This is a genomic window from Kitasatospora sp. NPDC056531 (assembly GCF_042794375.1).
Lineage (GTDB): Bacteria > Actinomycetota > Actinomycetes > Streptomycetales > Streptomycetaceae > Kitasatospora.
On sequence record NZ_JBHTTU010000115.1, the window covers coordinates 1 to 15,253 of the forward strand.

12 protein-coding genes and 4 pseudogenes are annotated in these 15,253 nt (G+C 71.0%); 11 read left to right on the top strand and 5 right to left on the bottom strand.

The window, feature by feature from the left end; all coding sequences use genetic code 11:
• Positions 1-269, bottom strand: a pseudogene (locus ACFQ87_RS40110) (IS982 family transposase); the annotation flags it as partial.
• A gap of 303 nt (positions 270-572) precedes the next feature.
• Between ACFQ87_RS40110 and ACFQ87_RS40115 the strand changes: the two are divergent.
• From ACFQ87_RS40115 to ACFQ87_RS40145, 7 genes and pseudogenes are all read left to right on the top strand, one after another.
• Complete coding sequence (locus ACFQ87_RS40115) at positions 573-1,553, top strand: sensor histidine kinase (protein ID WP_380615899.1); 981 nt, start codon at positions 573-575, stop codon at positions 1,551-1,553.
• Complete coding sequence (locus ACFQ87_RS40120) at positions 1,550-2,212, top strand: response regulator (RefSeq protein WP_380615900.1); 663 nt, start codon at positions 1,550-1,552, stop codon at positions 2,210-2,212. Before ACFQ87_RS40115 ends, ACFQ87_RS40120 begins: the two co-directional genes overlap by 4 nt.
• Before the next feature lie 88 nt (positions 2,213-2,300).
• Positions 2,301-2,555, top strand: a pseudogene (locus tag ACFQ87_RS40125) (transposase domain-containing protein); the annotation flags it as partial.
• A 179-nt stretch (positions 2,556-2,734) separates the two neighbouring features.
• Complete coding sequence (locus ACFQ87_RS40130) at positions 2,735-3,202, top strand: hypothetical protein (RefSeq protein WP_380615901.1); 468 nt, start codon at positions 2,735-2,737, stop codon at positions 3,200-3,202.
• A 546-nt stretch (positions 3,203-3,748) separates the two neighbouring features.
• Positions 3,749-4,273, top strand: coding sequence for a hypothetical protein (locus tag ACFQ87_RS40135; protein ID WP_380615902.1), 525 nt, complete (start codon positions 3,749-3,751; stop codon positions 4,271-4,273).
• A 497-nt stretch (positions 4,274-4,770) separates the two neighbouring features.
• A complete protein-coding gene (locus ACFQ87_RS40140; protein ID WP_380615903.1) occupies positions 4,771-5,079 on the top strand; it encodes a transposase in 309 nt (102 codons plus the stop codon).
• A complete protein-coding gene (locus tag ACFQ87_RS40145) occupies positions 5,076-5,966 on the top strand; it encodes an IS3 family transposase (RefSeq protein WP_380615904.1) in 891 nt (296 codons plus the stop codon). The genes ACFQ87_RS40140 and ACFQ87_RS40145 overlap by 4 nt, the downstream gene beginning before the upstream one ends.
• Before the next feature lie 219 nt (positions 5,967-6,185).
• On the opposite strand, the gene ACFQ87_RS40150 is transcribed toward ACFQ87_RS40145, so the two are convergent.
• On the bottom strand, positions 6,186-6,752 hold the full coding sequence (locus ACFQ87_RS40150; RefSeq protein WP_380615905.1) for an RICIN domain-containing protein: 567 nt from the start codon (positions 6,750-6,752) through the stop codon (positions 6,186-6,188).
• A gap of 1,833 nt (positions 6,753-8,585) precedes the next feature.
• Positions 8,586-9,008, bottom strand: coding sequence for a winged helix-turn-helix transcriptional regulator (locus tag ACFQ87_RS40155; protein WP_380615906.1), 423 nt, complete (start codon positions 9,006-9,008; stop codon positions 8,586-8,588).
• Positions 9,009-9,116: 108 nt separating this feature from the next.
• Between ACFQ87_RS40155 and ACFQ87_RS40160 the strand changes: the two genes are divergently transcribed.
• Positions 9,117-9,605, top strand: a complete 489-nt coding sequence (locus ACFQ87_RS40160) for an SRPBCC family protein (RefSeq protein WP_380615907.1) — start codon at positions 9,117-9,119, stop codon at positions 9,603-9,605.
• A 125-nt stretch (positions 9,606-9,730) separates the two neighbouring features.
• Positions 9,731-10,009, top strand: a pseudogene (locus tag ACFQ87_RS40165) (transposase); the annotation flags it as partial.
• Between the two features lie 311 nt (positions 10,010-10,320).
• On the opposite strand, the gene ACFQ87_RS40170 reads toward ACFQ87_RS40165, so the two are convergent.
• Positions 10,321-11,289, bottom strand: coding sequence for an alpha/beta hydrolase family esterase (locus ACFQ87_RS40170; RefSeq protein WP_380615908.1), 969 nt, complete (start codon positions 11,287-11,289; stop codon positions 10,321-10,323).
• Positions 11,290-11,409: 120 nt separating this feature from the next.
• Here ACFQ87_RS40170 and ACFQ87_RS40175 point away from each other — a divergent pair, with 120 nt between their 5' ends.
• Positions 11,410-11,637 carry a hypothetical protein gene (locus ACFQ87_RS40175; protein ID WP_380615909.1) on the top strand — a complete coding sequence of 76 codons (228 nt, stop codon included), beginning with the start codon at positions 11,410-11,412 and terminating at the stop codon, positions 11,635-11,637.
• Positions 11,638-11,950: 313 nt separating this feature from the next.
• Here ACFQ87_RS40175 and ACFQ87_RS40180 read toward each other — a convergent pair.
• Positions 11,951-12,283, bottom strand: a pseudogene (locus tag ACFQ87_RS40180) (transposase); the annotation flags it as partial.
• A gap of 268 nt (positions 12,284-12,551) precedes the next feature.
• On the opposite strand from ACFQ87_RS40180, the gene ACFQ87_RS40185 reads away from it, so the two are divergent.
• Positions 12,552-15,068: a collagenase gene (locus ACFQ87_RS40185; protein ID WP_380615910.1), complete on the top strand. Its 2,517-nt coding sequence runs from the start codon at positions 12,552-12,554 to the stop codon at positions 15,066-15,068.
• The last annotated feature ends 185 nt before the right edge of the window (positions 15,069-15,253 follow it).

Below are 15,253 nucleotides of genomic sequence, written 5' to 3' on the forward strand. Positions count from 1 at the left end.
GCCTTGCGCAGGCGCCGGTTGTAGCCGGACTGCCCGGGCAGGTACGGGAACAGGTGTCGCAGGTGGGAACTCGCGTAGCGGATCCAGCGGCGCTCGGAGACGTAGCCGAGCAGGGCCTGCATCACCGCGAGGGTGACCAGCTCTGCGTCGCTGAGCTTGGGCTCGATGCCGATCTCGGGCCGCCACGGAGCCAGATGCGGCGATTCCTTCAGCAGGTCGTCGGTCTTCACATAGAGTGCGGTGGCGAGGGAGTCCAGATCAGGCGTCACAACCGATCTCTGGACTCCCTCGCTTCATGTCATGCGCGCCGGCGAGCCCTTGGCATCAATCATCTAGGCTGCGGCTGTACGCGGTGGCGGCCCCGGCCGGGCCACCGCGACGACCGATCAACGAAGAGGTGTGACGGTGCGCCACCGGGACCGGGTACCGCCCCTGGTGTGGGATTCGGTGCTGCCGGCGCTGCTCCTGCTCAACGTCGTGACCACGTACCCGGCGCGGGAGCTGCCGGTGGCGGCGGCGCTCACCGCCGCCCTGGCGCTGCCCCTGGTGTGGCGGCGCCGGCCCCCCCCGCGGTGTTCACCACCGTGGTGGCCGCGGCCTTCGTCCAGTGGCTGGCGGACGTCCAACTGCCCGCGGACGCCGTCCTGCTGGTGGCCCTGTACACGGCGGCCGCGCACACGGGCCGGCGCGGTACGCTGCTCGCCGCCGCCGTCGTGGAGGGCGGAGCCGTGCTGGCCTGCCTGCGCTGGGCACCGGACGGCACGTTCCTGACCCCCTTCGTCGCACTCTCCGCGACGGTCGTCGCCGCCGCCGTCCTCGGGGTGAACATGCGGACCACGCGCGCCTACCTCGCTGCCGTGCAGGAACGGGCCGAACGGCTGGCGCTGCACCAGGAGCAGCAGGCGCGGCTGGCCGTCGCCGAGGAGCGGGCCCGGATCACCCGCGAGATGCACGACATCGTCACCCACAACCTGTCCGTCATGGTCGCGCTCACCGACGCCGCCGTCTACGCGCAGCACCGCTCCCCGGACCGGGCCACCGCCGCGATGCTGCAGATCTCCGAGACGGGCCGGCAGGCCCTCACCGACATGCGGCGCTCACTGGGCATCCTGCGGGCCGACGAGCCGGACGCCGAGCGCCATCCGCTGCCCGGCATCGCCCAGCTGGAGGCGCTCGCCGACCAGATGACCGCCGCCGGGCTGCCGACCGGCCTGGAGGTCCGCGGCGGCCACGCCCACCTGCCGGTCACCGCGCAACTCACCGTCTACCGCCTGGTGCAGGAAGCGTTGACCAACACCCTCAAGCACACTCCCGCCGGCACCCCCGCGACGGTCCTGGTCGAGTGCTCGGCCGGGAGCGTCGGCGTGGAGGTCACCGACAGCGGCCCCCGGCCGGCGCTTCCCGCCGCCGCGCCGTCCGGCCACGGCATCCCCGGCATGCGCGAGCGCGCGGCCGCCTACGGGGGGACACTGCGGGCCGGACCGCTTCCGGGCGGCGGCTGGGGCGTGCGGACCCGGCTCCTGCTCAACAGCGGCGGGACGGGCGCCGTATGACGATCCGCATCGTGATCGCCGACGACGAGGCGCTGCTCCGGATGGCCTTCGGCACGGTCCTGGAGGCCCAGCCCGACATGGCGCCGGTCGGCGAGGCCGCGGACGGCGCCCAGGCCGTCCGCCTCGCCCGGGAGCTGCGGCCCGACGTCGTCCTGATGGACGTCCGGATGCCCGGGACGGACGGGATCGAGGCGACCCGGCAGGTCGTCGAGGTCTCCCCGGGGAGCAGGGTGCTGATCCTGACCACCTTCGACCTGGACGCGTACGCCTTCGCCGCGCTGGGCGCCGGGGCCTCGAGCTTCCTGCTGAAGAACACCCGGCCCGAGGAGCTGCTCACCGCGATCCGCAACGTCGCGGCGGGTGACGCGGTGCTCTCCCCGCGGATCACCCGGCGCCTGCTGGAGGACTTCCGTCCGCACCTGGCCGACGGGGGCACCGCCGTCCGCGACGAACGGCTGGACCGGCTCAGCGCCCGGGAGCGCGAGGTGCTCGTCGAGGTCGGTCGCGGCCTTTCCAACGCCGAGATCGCGGCCGCCCTGTACCTCGCGGAGGCGACCGTGAAGTCCCATCTGGGGCGGATCCTGCTCAAGCTGGAACTCCGCGACCGGATCCAGGCCGTGGTCTTCGCCCACGAGAACCACCTGGTCCCCCCGGCCTGACGCCGGCCGGGGCTCCGCGTGGGACGGAAGTCGACCAAGACGCCGTACCCACGGGAGCCCCGTTGTCCGTCCAGCCCGGCATGCCGGCATGCCGGCATCTACCGTGTCCGTTCGAAGTGTCTTCGCCGCCAGCCATCTTGGCGAGTTGACCCAGCTCGTTCCGCCGGAGCTGGTTGATGAGGTGCTGTGCGAGACGGGCCGGGTCGAGAGGCGAGTCCGCAAGCTGCCGTCGCGTGTGGTGGTGTACTCCGTGCTGGCGATGGCGCTCTTCCCTCGCGAGGGATATCGCGGGGTGTGGTCTTCGTTGGTCGCCGGCCTGCGAGCTGCGGTCGGTGATCCCAGGACTGGGCCCGCGCCGCCACCCGCGCCTTCGACGCGCTCGGCGACCAGTGGACGAGCTCGCCAGACGACGGCCGACGTCTCCTGGTCGCCTGCCTGCGCCAGGGCCTCACCCTCGCCCGCGACCACCAGCTCGGCCTCGGCTGGCTCTCGGAGGCGGCGTGGGCGTACGTCTCCGACTCCGTGTGGGAACCCCTCGTCCTGCGCTCGACCGGCACCAGCGAAGACCGCAACGGCGGGCAGCAACCGGCGACGGCCGCCGACGCCCTGGTCGAGACCCTCAACGCCCTCGCCCGCCGCCAGCATGAACACCGCTCCCGCACCGTCCAGCGCCTGGCCGCCGTCGTCGACACCCACCTGCTTCCCGAGGACCTCCACCACCTCGCCGTCTACTACCTCGCCAAGGCGCAGCGCGACCTCGGCCACCGCGCCGGCTCCCGGCACGGCATGCAGATCGTCGCCGACGGCGCAGGCCGGCTCGCCCCGGCGGCCCGGCGCGGCCTGGTCCACCTCGCCCGCCTCGCCGGCGACTTCCCCGCCGCCCACACCGCCGCGCAGGGCCTCGGGTGGAAGGGACGCCAGCAGCCCGGACAAGCGGCCAGCAGGGCTGCCAGGCGCCGCTGGCATGTGGCCCTACGAGGCGGATCGTGACGTCGACTCCCCCTGTCCACCACCCCACAGGTGGTCAGGGACACCGCTTCTCGGTCCCGTCCGGCGCGACCCATACGGCATCGCACTTTGCACGCCCCGCCCCCGAGTGCAGCTGCACGACGAGACAGGAAGCCAGCACGGCAAGGACCAGCACCGCCCCGAACAACCAGAGCTTCTTCATACACATAGGACGGGGACAGCTCCAAGCAGGTTCCCGCTCGTGGCTGTACCGACGAACCTGACAGCCAACCAGAAATCAGCCGCTCCACGGGCAGGACGACGGGCAGGGGCACGGCCTCGACGGCGGGCAGGACGAGCCCGAGGCGGCTCAGACGCGGCCCGGGTGGCGCCACCAGGGCCCGACGGCAGGACGGCCAGGCCGGGCGCAGCGGGACGGCCAGGACGAGCCCGCGACGGCCGGACGGGCCGGGCACCCCAGAGCGGGCGACTGACCAGGACGGGCGGCCAAGGGGGCGCAGCGGCGGGGGCGTGGGGTCCGCGATGAGGCCTCTTCTCCCAACCGAACGGGGTGGCGATCATGGAGCGATGAGCAATCAAGCCCCGGACCGCGTGTCATCAAGCTTCCCGACTGGGCGGCGCTTTCGTATCTGGCGCTACGGCGTCGGCCACATGATGCTGCTGCTGCGTAGCGCCGCCTGGCGCGAAGGGCAGGAAACGATCGACGTCTGGTTCGACGGGGTGAGGGCCGTGGACCTGCTGGAGAGTTTCGGGCCCCTGACCATCCGCGCGGCCGGCCTCAACGAGCGCGAGCGGCTCCTGGCCCGCGCGGCCGGTCTCATCCACGACCCGGTAAACCGACCGCCCCTGTGCCTGATCCTCTCCTGCAACCAGTACGAAGGCTCGGTCGTCTGCGCCCACGTACGCGTCACCGCCACGATCCGCGCCGCAGGCCTCGCCGGCGCGCCCCCGGTCGACCCCGAGAGCGGGCGGCTGCTCTGGAGCGCCGGCCCCACCGGCCACACGACACCACGGCACAACTACACCCTCCACGAAGCCGGCCACGCCTTCCTCCAGACGCACCTCGCCACGCCCGAACCCGGCAAGCCATAGCCCCAGCAGCGGCTCCTGGCGGCGACGGCAGCCCGCCCAAGCAGCGCCCGCGGCCCCACCCAGCACCCTGTCGCACCCACCTGCCACGCCCCCCACCACACACAGGGATTGAGGGCGAGCAGGGAGCAGCAGCGGGGCGGCAGGGCGCAGCCAAGGCCGGCGGGCAGGACAGGCCCGAGGTGGGTCCCCGGGGCACGCCCTGGCGGCGGCGCCAGGGCCCTGGCGGCAGGACGGCCGGGCCGGGCGCAGCGCGGGCGGCCCGGCGGCCGACCAGGACGGCGGCCAGGGAGCAGCGGCGGGGCGGTCACAGCCGTCTTCCGTCTGATCGTTCGCGCAGCAGCGCCTCGATGTCGCCGTTGCGGGCCTGCCGGGCACTGATCTCCACCGGTGTCGTACCGGCACGGTGGACTGTCAGGAGGATGGCGCTGGGTGAAGTTTCACCCTATGGCTGGACACCTGGAGACTGGGACGTGTGAGCCCGGAGGAAGCAGTGCCAGGTGGGAACCAAGAGCAACATGAGTAAGCGGTATACGGCGGAGTTCAAGCGGGACGCGGTCGCGCTCGTCCGGTCCTCTCCGCACCGGAACGTGACCGAGATCGCGCGGGAGCTGGGGGTCAGCCCGGAGGGGCTGCGGGGCTGGGTCAAGCAGGACCGCACCGACCGGGGCGAGGGCAGGCCGGGCGAGCTGACCAGCGCCGAGCGCGAGGAGCTCACTCGCCTGCGGAGGCAGACAGTCGAGCAGCAGAAGACGATCGAAATCCTGCGGAAGGCGGCCGCCTATTTCGCGACCGAGACGATACGGTGATCCGCTTCCGTTTCGTTGAGGACCACCACGGCGCCTGGGGCGTCAAGCGGATCTGCCGGGCACTGGGGATTCCCCGCTCCTCTTTCTACGCCTGGCGGGCCGGCGAGCAGGACCGCCGCGCCCGCCGGCAGGCCGAGGACCTGCTCGCCGCCGAAATCACCGTGATCCACCTCGCCTCCAGGGGTGCCTACGGTGTCCCGCGCGTGCATGCGGAGCTCCGCCGCCAGGGCCGGACGGTCAATCGGAAGCGGGTGGAGCGGATCATGCGCGAGCGCGGGATCGCGGGCATCACCCGCCGCCGGCGCCGCAACCTGACCCGCCAGGCCCGCAAGCCGGTGCATGTCCCGGACCTGATCGGGCGCGACTTCACCGCGCCCCGCCCCGGGATACGGCTGGTCGGCGACATGACCTGCCTGCCGACCGAGGAGGGCTGGCTCTACCTGGCCACCTGCATCGACCTGGCCACCCGCGAGGTGGTCGGCTACGCGATGGCCGACCACCACCGCGCCGAGCTGCCGGTGGCCGCACTGCGGATGGCGGCCGGACGCGGCGGCCTGGAGCGCGGCTGCGTCTTTCACTCGGACCGCGGCAGCGAATACACCTCAAATGAATTCCGAAGCGAAATAGGCAAGTTGGACATGAGGCAGTCGATGGGGCAAGTCGGCTCCTGTTACGATAACGCCGCTGCCGAGAGCTTCTTCGCCGTACTGAAGGAGGAGATCGGCACCCGGTTCTGGCCTGACCGTGCCAGCGCCCGCGCGGAGGTCTTCGCGTTCATCGAGACCTTCTACAACCGCAGGCGCCTACGCAGGCACCCCGAGTGGGGCTACCTCACGCCCCTCGAGATCCGGCAGCGACACCAGCAAGGTCATGCCCTCGCGGCGTAGAAGATCGGTGTCCAACCGCAGGGTGGAACTTCAAACGGCCAAGGTGACAGCGTGGGTGGTGACCGGGCCCACCACGCGCGCGCCTCGGCCGCAGGACGAAGACGGCCGGCGCCCGGCGGTGGGCCTCAGGTCTGGACGGTCGCCGCGTGAGGGCCCGTCGCCGGTTCTACGCCCGGCACGGCTGCGCCCACGCGCGGCGTCCGGTCGTGACGGGCGGGCTCAGAGGAGCTTCCATTCCTGGTAGGGCAGGTCGTTGGAGCAGCCCTGCTGGACCACGTAGATCCCGTCGGCGAGGATCCCTTGCGGGACCGTCAGGCACTTGCCGCTGTGGCGGGCGACCAGGCTGAAGTAGCCGTCGGGCCGCTGGACGAGCCGCCATTGCTGTTGGGTGGTCTGGTAGCTGGTGTCGCAGGGCTGCTGGACGACCGCCGCCTGGTCGGCGGTGGACCCGCCCTGGACCTCCAGGCACATGCCGCTGTGCTGGGCGCGGACGGTGTAGTAGTTGTCCGCGAGGTATCCGTTCCCGAGGTCGCTGTTGTAGGCGGCGACGAAGTTCCACGTCTGGTTGTCGGGCGCGTCGTAGCAGTGCCACTGCTGGACGGGCTGCCCGGCGGCCTGGCTCGCGCCGGGGACGTCCAGGCACTTGCCGCTGTGGTTGGCCATCAGCTTCGCCCTGAACAACGGGGCGACGCTCGCCGCTGCCGGCGTGGAGCCGACGGCCAGCATCGTCGCACTGACCGCCAGCGCGCACAGGCCGGCGGCACGGACTCGTCGGGTTGCCTTCACGGTGATCTCCTTTGGTCGAGGCCGCCCGTCTGGGGGCGACACATCTCATGTGCATGCGAAGGACGCTGTCGAGGTGCTGAACGACGTGGCAGCCGCCCTCTGCCTCGTCGGTGGTGGGGACGCGGTGGTGGGGTCGGGGGAGGAGCCCACGGATCCACGGCACGCGCCCGGTGTCCGAGAACACGGGACAAGGCGGCCGTAGAAGGGACACCCGACCTCAGGGTGCATGGTCGTTCCTGCACGTACGAGAGCGTGGAACACAGCTCCCGATGCGCACCAGGTTGCGACATGCCAAGCTTGCGCCCTGTCTCCGCGCGGCCCGCGCAAGGACAGGGGCATAGGCCGATGGCATGCTCCCGTACGCCCCACCCGGCCCGGATTCGAGCGACAGCGAGCGGCGAGACGGGACAAGACGTGCCCGTCCCGGAGATCGCCCGGAAGCTGGAGATCAAGACCGGCAAGAACGCCGGCGGCGGTGCCGTCGGTGCCGCCTGCAGTAATGCCTACATGCAGTCGGGGCGGCGCCGGGGAGCGGCCGGTCGGGCTGGCCCGGTCGGCGCGGACGGCTTCGCCGGACGCGCGCAAGATGTCAGGCGACATGGAACTGTCAGGGGCTGGCGGCAGGACGTATCGCATGCTCGGCCACAGCGCGGCCCTGCGCCTTGACCGATCGGCGGCAGGCCCAGTGACACCCCGATGGCCCGAGCCACTGACATCTCGTGTCGTTTCCACTGACAGCTGGATGTCGTCCGACAGTTGATCTTCCTGCCTTCCTACCTCATGGCACCGACACCCGGCCGCCGCCCACCGCCCCGACCACCCAGCGCCGACCACCGGGAGGCACGCGGTCACCCGGCCGCGAGGGAAAGGGGCAGAGCGGACCTGGAGCGGCAACAGGGCCCATCGGACCAGGAGCGAACCCGAGACCGTACCGCCCCGCCCAACCGCCAACCACCAACACCACAAGCCCAAGGGAATGAAGGGGAGGGAACGGGTTGTCGGCGAGTCAGGGAGCCTCGATTTTGGGCCCTGGCCTGCGGGAACGTCGAAACTCTGGGGAGGGAAGCCCCCCGGGGCAGCACCCGGGGACGCCCCCGGGGAGACACCCGGGGGATTGTTCCGCCTCGCCGGGCCTGCGGCGTGCTCTGACGGCAGCTCACAGCGGCCCTGGAGGGCCATGGAGAACGCTACCCGCTGCGGGTCCGCCGCACGCCGCCCACGGCTGTCCTGGCGCCGCCTCGGGCCCGCAGGGTGCCGAGCGTGGAGACCGTCGGCTCCGGCGCCGGGCGCAGCCGGGTCGGAGGTGGGGTGCGGGCGGCGGCGAGGTACTGCCGGATGACGGCGGCGGCCTCCAGGAGGAGCGGGTCTCGGCGGGGCGCTCCAGCGGGGCCTGGGCGAGGCGGAGCGCGTTCTTCGGGACGGCAGCCGGGGTGGGGATGCGGCGCAGCGCGGCGAGGGCGTCGACGGCGGCCTGCTGGGTGGCCCGGGGCGGTGGTGGGCGGGCCGGAGGGACCGGGAGGGACGCGGGGCGGGTCCAGGACGGTTGCTGGCGGCCGGCCAGGCGGTGAAGGGCGTCGCGGGCACCGGGTCCGAGGCCGCGCCGGGCGGCCGGGGTGCTGCTCACGTCCGGGTCAACGAACGCGGCTCGCTGCGTGGCGGCCGGGCCGCGGGCGGCGCCCTCGCGCGACCTCCACCGGGCGATTCGGCCGTTCCACCAGGCCCGAAGTCCGCGAAACCCCCCGTTCGGGCCACGAACCGCCACCAGTTGCGGAACTCAGAGTGGATCGCCGGGGTGTTTTGGCGTGAACGCGCCCGACTCGGCCATGAGGCGGCTCAGGCTGTCTGCTCCGGGTTCTCCTGGGCTTGAGTCTGCTTCTCGTCGTAGCGCCGCCGTGCGGCTGCGACCTGGGGCGAGAATTCGATGATCGTGGCCAACAGCTCGCCGAGCGAGTCGACGACCACCTGGCCTGTCGGGGTGAGGCTGTATTCGACGTGGGACGGGATGGAACGCACCAGCTTCCGGTCCACCACTCCGTCGCGTTCGAGCATCTTCAGCGTCTGTGACAGCCTGCGCTCGCTGACTCCGCCCACGGTGCGCTTGAGTTCGTTGTAGCGCAGCGTGCCGCCCTGCAGCGCGAGCAGGATGAGCAGTGACCAGGTGTTGGCGATGGTGTCGAAGGCCTCCCGCACGTCGCCGGCGCGCGCGAGCACCTCGTTGACCGACACCTGGCGCCCCGGCCGTCGTTCGTCACTCATCGTTGCGCTCCTTCCCGTCCCACGAATGAATATACACATCTTGCACGTACGTTCATATCGTGTGTACTCTCATTTTGAGAGCACAAGCTCCCCCGAGGAGGTCCCGACATGAGCACCGAGTACAACGACTGGACCGTGGGCGACAGCAACACCGTCACCTTCAAGGCCCCCGCCAGGTTCGTCTTCGACCTCGTCACCCAGGCCCGCTTCTGGCCCGAGTGGCACGTCGCCAGCCACGGCGTCGGCGGCGTCACCGAGCGCCCCTACCGCATCGACGACGTGGTCTACGAGTACGGCGTCCTTGAGGACGGCAGTGAGCAGCACCTCTTCTGGCGCGTGGTCGCCCAGGAGTACGCCAAGTCCTCCCTCCTCATCGACGACCGTCTCGGCGCGGGCCTGCAGTACAAGCTCACCGAGGACGGCGAGGGCACCACCAGCTTCACCCGCAGCACCCTCTACAGCCCCGACTCCCCGTTCACCCCCGCCCAGCGCGCCATCGTCGCCGAAGCCAGCGCCGAAAGCGTGCAGGGCCTGCACCGCCACATCACCGCCCTGCTGGAGAAGGAACAGAGCAGCCTCCCCGCGGTCTCCTCGTAGAACCACGACCACCAAGATCGAGAGGATGTAGCCCGGGTCCACCCCGGACTAGGGCGCGTATCTTGTTGTGATCAATTTGCGGAACTCACCCTCGTGGCGGGTCCTGATCCGGTAGACCGTCTTGCGTGACGCGAGTGCAACTGACGGACGCGGAGTGGGAGTTCATTGAGCCGTACCTGCCGGTCGGCGAGTACGGCCCGTATCCGGAGCGGCTGCGGCAGCAGTTCGAGGGCGTGATCTGGCGGTTCAAGACGGGCGCGCCGTGGCGGGAGATGCCGCAGGAGTTCGGCGCCTGGCCGACCGTCTCCAACCGGTTCCGGCAGTGGAGGGGCGCCGGTGTCTTCGAAGCCCTGCTGGAGGGGCTGATCGCGGAAGCCGCGAAGCGGGGCGAGGTGGACTTGTCGCCTACTACCGCACCCACGGCTGGCAGTGGGTCAGGACGGTCAGCGGCAATCGTTGCGGGGCGCTCTTCGAGATGGCCGTGGGCGGGACCCCGCTCTGCTCCGTCCACGAGCTCGGCGAGATCCCGCTGCTCCGGTGAACCGTGAGCTGCACCGGCCAGGGCCGAAGTCCCTTCACACGACACGCGGTGCGCGGGCAGGGCCTGGGATCCCTCCTCGCCCGTGCGTTCCCCACCAGGCGCACGCGGTCCGGACCCGCCCTTGCCGGGAGGGCGGGACCGGTGAACGCGCGAGCGGCGGCTTCGCTCCGTTCGTCACCACCCGCCCGGGTGTGCCGGCCGGTCGAGCGGGTGCCGGGTGAAGAACTCCCACATGACCGCGGTCGCCGAGATCGTCTGTGTGGTGTGCCCCGGGCCGCTGGGCGCCACCGCTCCGGGCCAGGTGTGGCCGCCGCCGATGACCTGGTAGTGGGTGACTTCGGTGCCCCGGACGCACGGCGTCCAGTCGAACTCGACCACGTCCGAGCCGATGCTGCGCCGGCTTTCCGCCGAACACCGGTCCTTGTCGGTCCAGGTGTTCAGCCACTGGGCGATCGAAGGGTACTGCTCGCCGTGGCTGGTTCCCCCGTCGTAGTGGATGACCGGGTCCGCGGTGCCGTGGAACTCGAGCATCGGCACGGGCGGGCTCGTCCGGCAGCCTTGCGTCGTCTCCGGGTAGTAGGCGCCCGCGACGGGTGCGAAGGCGGCGATCCGGCGCGGCAGCCGGCAGGCGAGCAGGGCGGTGAAGCCGCCGCCGTTCGACTTGCCGGTCGCGTAGATCCGGCCCTGGTCCACGCAGAACTGCTGCTGCGTCCGGGCGAGCAGGTCCTGGACGAACCGTACGTCGTCGACGCCCGACGAGTAGGGCGCGCCTTCCCAGGACGTCTCGCCGTTGGTTCCGATGGTCCCCTCGGGGTACAGCACGATGGCGTCCAGGGCCGACAGACCGCTGTACGACTCGATCTGCGTGTCGCTCTCACCGGAACCGTGGAAGGCCAGGACCAACGGTGTCCGATCGGCGCTCCGGTAGCCGGCGGGTACGTGGACGAGGTAGCTCCGCTGCTGCCCGCCGGACGTCAGCGTCAGCGTCGCGGTCTCACCCGGAGCGACCGGCGGCGGGGTCAGACAGCCGGCCGAGGCGGGGGAAGCCGTCTGATCGACGGCCGTTCCCGGTTGTGGCACGCCGGCGGCCGCGCCGCAACAGGCGAGGCTCAGCAGCGCGGCGAGGACAGGGATTCGCAACATGATCGGCATCTCCGTCTGTGGACTGGTCGGTACAGGTCAGTAGGCATCGCCCGCAACAGCATCCGCCGCGCCCCGGAGCAGACGACGTATTGCCCGACCCGTGCTCAGCGGGTGTCGGGCATGGGCCCGGTCTCCCCGCTCGGCCGACTGGTCGACCGGATCCGTTTCTCAACCGACCACCTGTTCGTCTACCGCGAGGCAGGCTCCCAGGACCTGGCCGCCCGGCGCAGCGACATGATCCAGGTTGTTGGGTTCGTGGACCGCCGGGTCCAGTCGTGGTTCGCCTCGGTTGAGCGGGTCCACGAAGTGGTGAAGGTTCGGCCGGAGCCCGATGTGCCCGCGTGTTGAGGCGAGGGCGAAGCGGGGCCTACTGGCCGGTGAGCGGACCTTCCTGACGGCTGGTGACCAAGGCCCGCCACCTGGTGCGCACCGTCTCCTCGCTGTCGAGCCAGCGGACGCCCGAGGGGGCCTCAGGGTGCTGGCCAGCCATGTGGTGGGCGATGTCGACGTAGTAGGCGTAGTCGCCGGCGCGGGCGAGATCACGCAGCCGGGCCTGGACGGCGGCGAGCGCTGCGTCGTCGCCGCGGACGGCGTGGTGGAAGGCGGCGGCGAGTTCGAGGGCAACCTGGGCGGCGACGATGCCAGCGGTGCGGGCTTCGGTGCGTAGGACCTCGAGTACCGAGAAGTCGAACCCCGGGTCGTCCAGCTCGAGTCCGAGGAGGAACTTCCAGTCCATTCTGGCGCGGACCTGGTCGGCGGCCTGCCGGTCGGTGAGCCCTTCGGCGTACTGCAGCACAGAGACCAGCGCCAGCGCACCCGGCGAGATCGCCGGGCGACCCCGCTTGGGAAACGCCGCCGCGAAGGACCCGTCCTCGAACAGCGGGCCCAGTGCCTCCCGGATCCGCACCGCCAACGTGCCCTTGGGGAACGAAGCCCGCACCACCCGCGCGGTCAGCTCCGGCACCCCACGGTCATCCCGCGACTCCAGCGACACCCAGCCCCCTTCCACAAACAGGCAAGACGATCATGTCAGCCTGCCAGTCACTCGGGTGGTGCTTTGCGACTTTCCCAACGGAGTCGTGAACGGCCGAGGTTCCGTCGCAGATCATGCTGAACGACGCCGCGTCCTCGATCTCGGCGGCCACCGGTTTCAAAGTGATATGTCACACCCTATTGAAGACCCGTCATGCACATGAGACCGTGCTTCACGCGCCCTCCCCCCGCCTCGTGGCGCACCCCCACACCTCATGCAAGGAGTGACGATGCGTCAGCCATTTCGGCTGCCCAAATTCCTGGCAGTGATAGCCGCGACGAGCACCGCCGTCGTCGGCCTCTCCGCCGCACCGGGTTTCGCCGCCCCCACGGGGAAGCCCGACCAGCCCGCCCACCACGCCGAGCAGGCCGCGGGCACCGTCCGGCCCCTGCCGCCGACCGGCAGTTCCGCCGTCGACGCCACCAGCCCGGCCGCCGCGCAGGACCGCCGGCTCACGGCCGCCCAGCTACCGCCGCACCGGCCCCTGAACAGCCCCACGGCCACGCCGCGCCCCGGGGTCGCGCCGCTGGCCGCCGCGTCGTGCAAGCCGGCCGACTTCAGCAGCCGGACCGGGGCCGCGCTGGTCTCCTTCGTCAAGGCCTCGACCTCCGACTGCGTCAACACGCTGTTCGGCGTCGGCGGGGCGGACGCCGGCGGGGTGTTCCGCGAGAGCCAGATGGTCACGGTCGCCAACGCCTTCCAGAGCGTCGCGGCCGACTACCCCGGGGACAACTCGACGGGGATCCTGCCCCTCGCCCTCTTCCTGCGCGCCGGGTACTACGTCCAGTACAACCACCCGGCCGACGTCGGCCCCTACGACTCCGCGCTCACCAACGCCGTCGCGGGCGGCCTCGACGCGTTCTTCGCGAGCCCGCACCTCCAGGACGTCGGCGACGCGAACGGCCAGATCGCGGGCGAGGTCGTCGTCCTCAGCGACAGCGCCAACCTCCAGGCCCGCTACCTCGGCACCTACCAGCGGATCCTGAACGGCTACAACAGCTCGTACAACGCCTCCTGGTACATGGTGAACTTCGTCAACGACGTCTTCACCCCCGTCTTCCGCGGCCACCAGAACCAGGACTACGTCGACGCGGTCACCGCCGATCCGAGCCTCATCGACACGCTCGACGCCTTCGCCCTCAACCACCGGGACCTGCTGGGCACCGGCAACGCGTTCCTCGACGCCAACGCCGGCGTGGAGACCACCCGCTTCATCGAGCACCCGGCGCTCCAGGCCAAGGTGCGGCCGCTCGCCAAGGGCCTCCTCGACGCCTCCTCCATCACCGGCCCCACCGCCCCGCTCTGGGTCGGCGTCGCCAACCTGGCCGCCTTCTACGACCAGTCCCAGTGCTCGTACTACGGAGTGTGCAACCTGCCCCAGCAGCTGACCGCAGCCGCACTCCCGATCAGCCAGACCTGCGACGCCACGCACACCATCCGCGCGCAGGACCTCACCGCGGCCGACCTCGCCGCCGTCTGCGCCAGCCTGCAGAACCAGGACCCGTTCGTCCACAACCTCGTCAAGGACAACGGCCCGATCCCCGGCCAGTACGAGTCCACCCTCCAACTGGTGAACTTCGCCAGCCCGGCGGACTACCAGACCTACGCCGGACCGATCTACGGCATCGACACCAACAACGGCGGCATGACCCTGACCGGCGACCCGGCCAACCCCGCCAACCAGCCGCTCTCGATTACCTACCGGCACCCGACCGACAACGGCTTCACCGCCCGGGTCTGGAACCTCAACCACGAGTACACGCACGCCCTCGACGCCCGCTACGACATGAAAGGCAACTTCTCGCAGCAGATCTCCGTCCCCGACGTCTGGTGGATCGAGGGCGTCGCCGAGTACGTCTCCTACACCTACCGCGGTGTCACCGACACCCAGGCGGTCACCGAGGCCGCCAAGCACACCTACGCGCTCAGCACCCTGTTCCAGAACACCTACGACAACAGCGACACCGTCCGCACCTACCCGTGGGGCTACCTCGCCGTCCGCTACATGCTCGAGAAGCACCCGGCGGACATCCAGGCCATGCTCGGCCACTTCCGGACCGGCGACTACGCGGGCGGCTACGCCGTCTACAACTCCGTCGGCACCGGCTACGACGCCGACTTCAACAGCTGGCTCGACGCCTGCGCCGCCGGAGCCTGCACCGCGGGCAGCACCGGCACCCCGACCGCCGCCTTCGACGCGGCCGTCTCCGGCCTGACCGTCCGACTCACCGACCGCTCCACGGAGTCGGGCGCCGGAAGCATCGCCTCCTGGGCCTGGAACTTCGGCGACGGCACCACCGCCACCACCGCCAGCCCGACGAAGACCTACACCGCGCCCGGCACCTACACCGTCACCCTGACGGTCACCGACGGCAACGGGCGGACCGCGACCACCAGCAAGGCCGTCACCGTGACCGCGCCCTGCACCGGAGCCGACCCGCGACAGCTGGACCGCAACTGCTACCGCGCGAACCAGTCGGCGACCGCCGGCAACCTCGACTACTTCTACCTCTGGCTGCCCGCCGGCCAGACCACCCTGACCGTCTCCAGCACCGGCGGCACCGGCACCGCCTACCTCTACTACAACCCCGGCTCCTGGGCCACGCCCTCCGCTCACACCAGCGGCTCGACCAACAACGGCACCACCCAGACCATCACCGTCACCAACACCACCGCCGGCTACCGCTACATCAGCCTCTACGCCCAGACCGACTTCAGCGGCGTAACGGTCTCGACCAGCTACTGACGCACACCGCTGAACGGGCGGCCCGGGGCGATCGCCTCGGGCCGCCCCCGCCTCCTCCACCGCCAACCCGGTGGACCTGTGCGGTCAGAGGGGTGTGTCCAGCCAACGGTGTAACTCAGGTTGATTTGTATTACCGGCGGCCGATGGAGAGTCGGCCGTCGAAGGTGATCTCGAAGGCGTTCAGT

What these genes read in the sequence shown, in the direction of transcription:
- ACFQ87_RS40120 (WP_380615900.1), top strand. Translation starts at nt 1,550, where the DNA reads ATGACGATCCGCATCGTGATCGCCGACGACGAGGCGCTGCTCCGGATG.
- ACFQ87_RS40135 (WP_380615902.1), top strand. Translation starts at nt 3,749, where the DNA reads ATGAGCAATCAAGCCCCGGACCGCGTGTCATCAAGCTTCCCGACTGGG.
- ACFQ87_RS40155 (WP_380615906.1), bottom strand. Translation starts at nt 9,008, where the DNA reads ATGAGTGACGAACGACGGCCGGGGCGCCAGGTGTCGGTCAACGAGGTG.
- ACFQ87_RS40160 (WP_380615907.1), top strand. Translation starts at nt 9,117, where the DNA reads ATGAGCACCGAGTACAACGACTGGACCGTGGGCGACAGCAACACCGTC.
- ACFQ87_RS40170 (WP_380615908.1), bottom strand. Translation starts at nt 11,289, where the DNA reads ATGTTGCGAATCCCTGTCCTCGCCGCGCTGCTGAGCCTCGCCTGTTGC.
- ACFQ87_RS40175 (WP_380615909.1), top strand. Translation starts at nt 11,410, where the DNA reads ATGGGCCCGGTCTCCCCGCTCGGCCGACTGGTCGACCGGATCCGTTTC.
- ACFQ87_RS40185 (WP_380615910.1), top strand. Translation starts at nt 12,552, where the DNA reads ATGCGTCAGCCATTTCGGCTGCCCAAATTCCTGGCAGTGATAGCCGCG.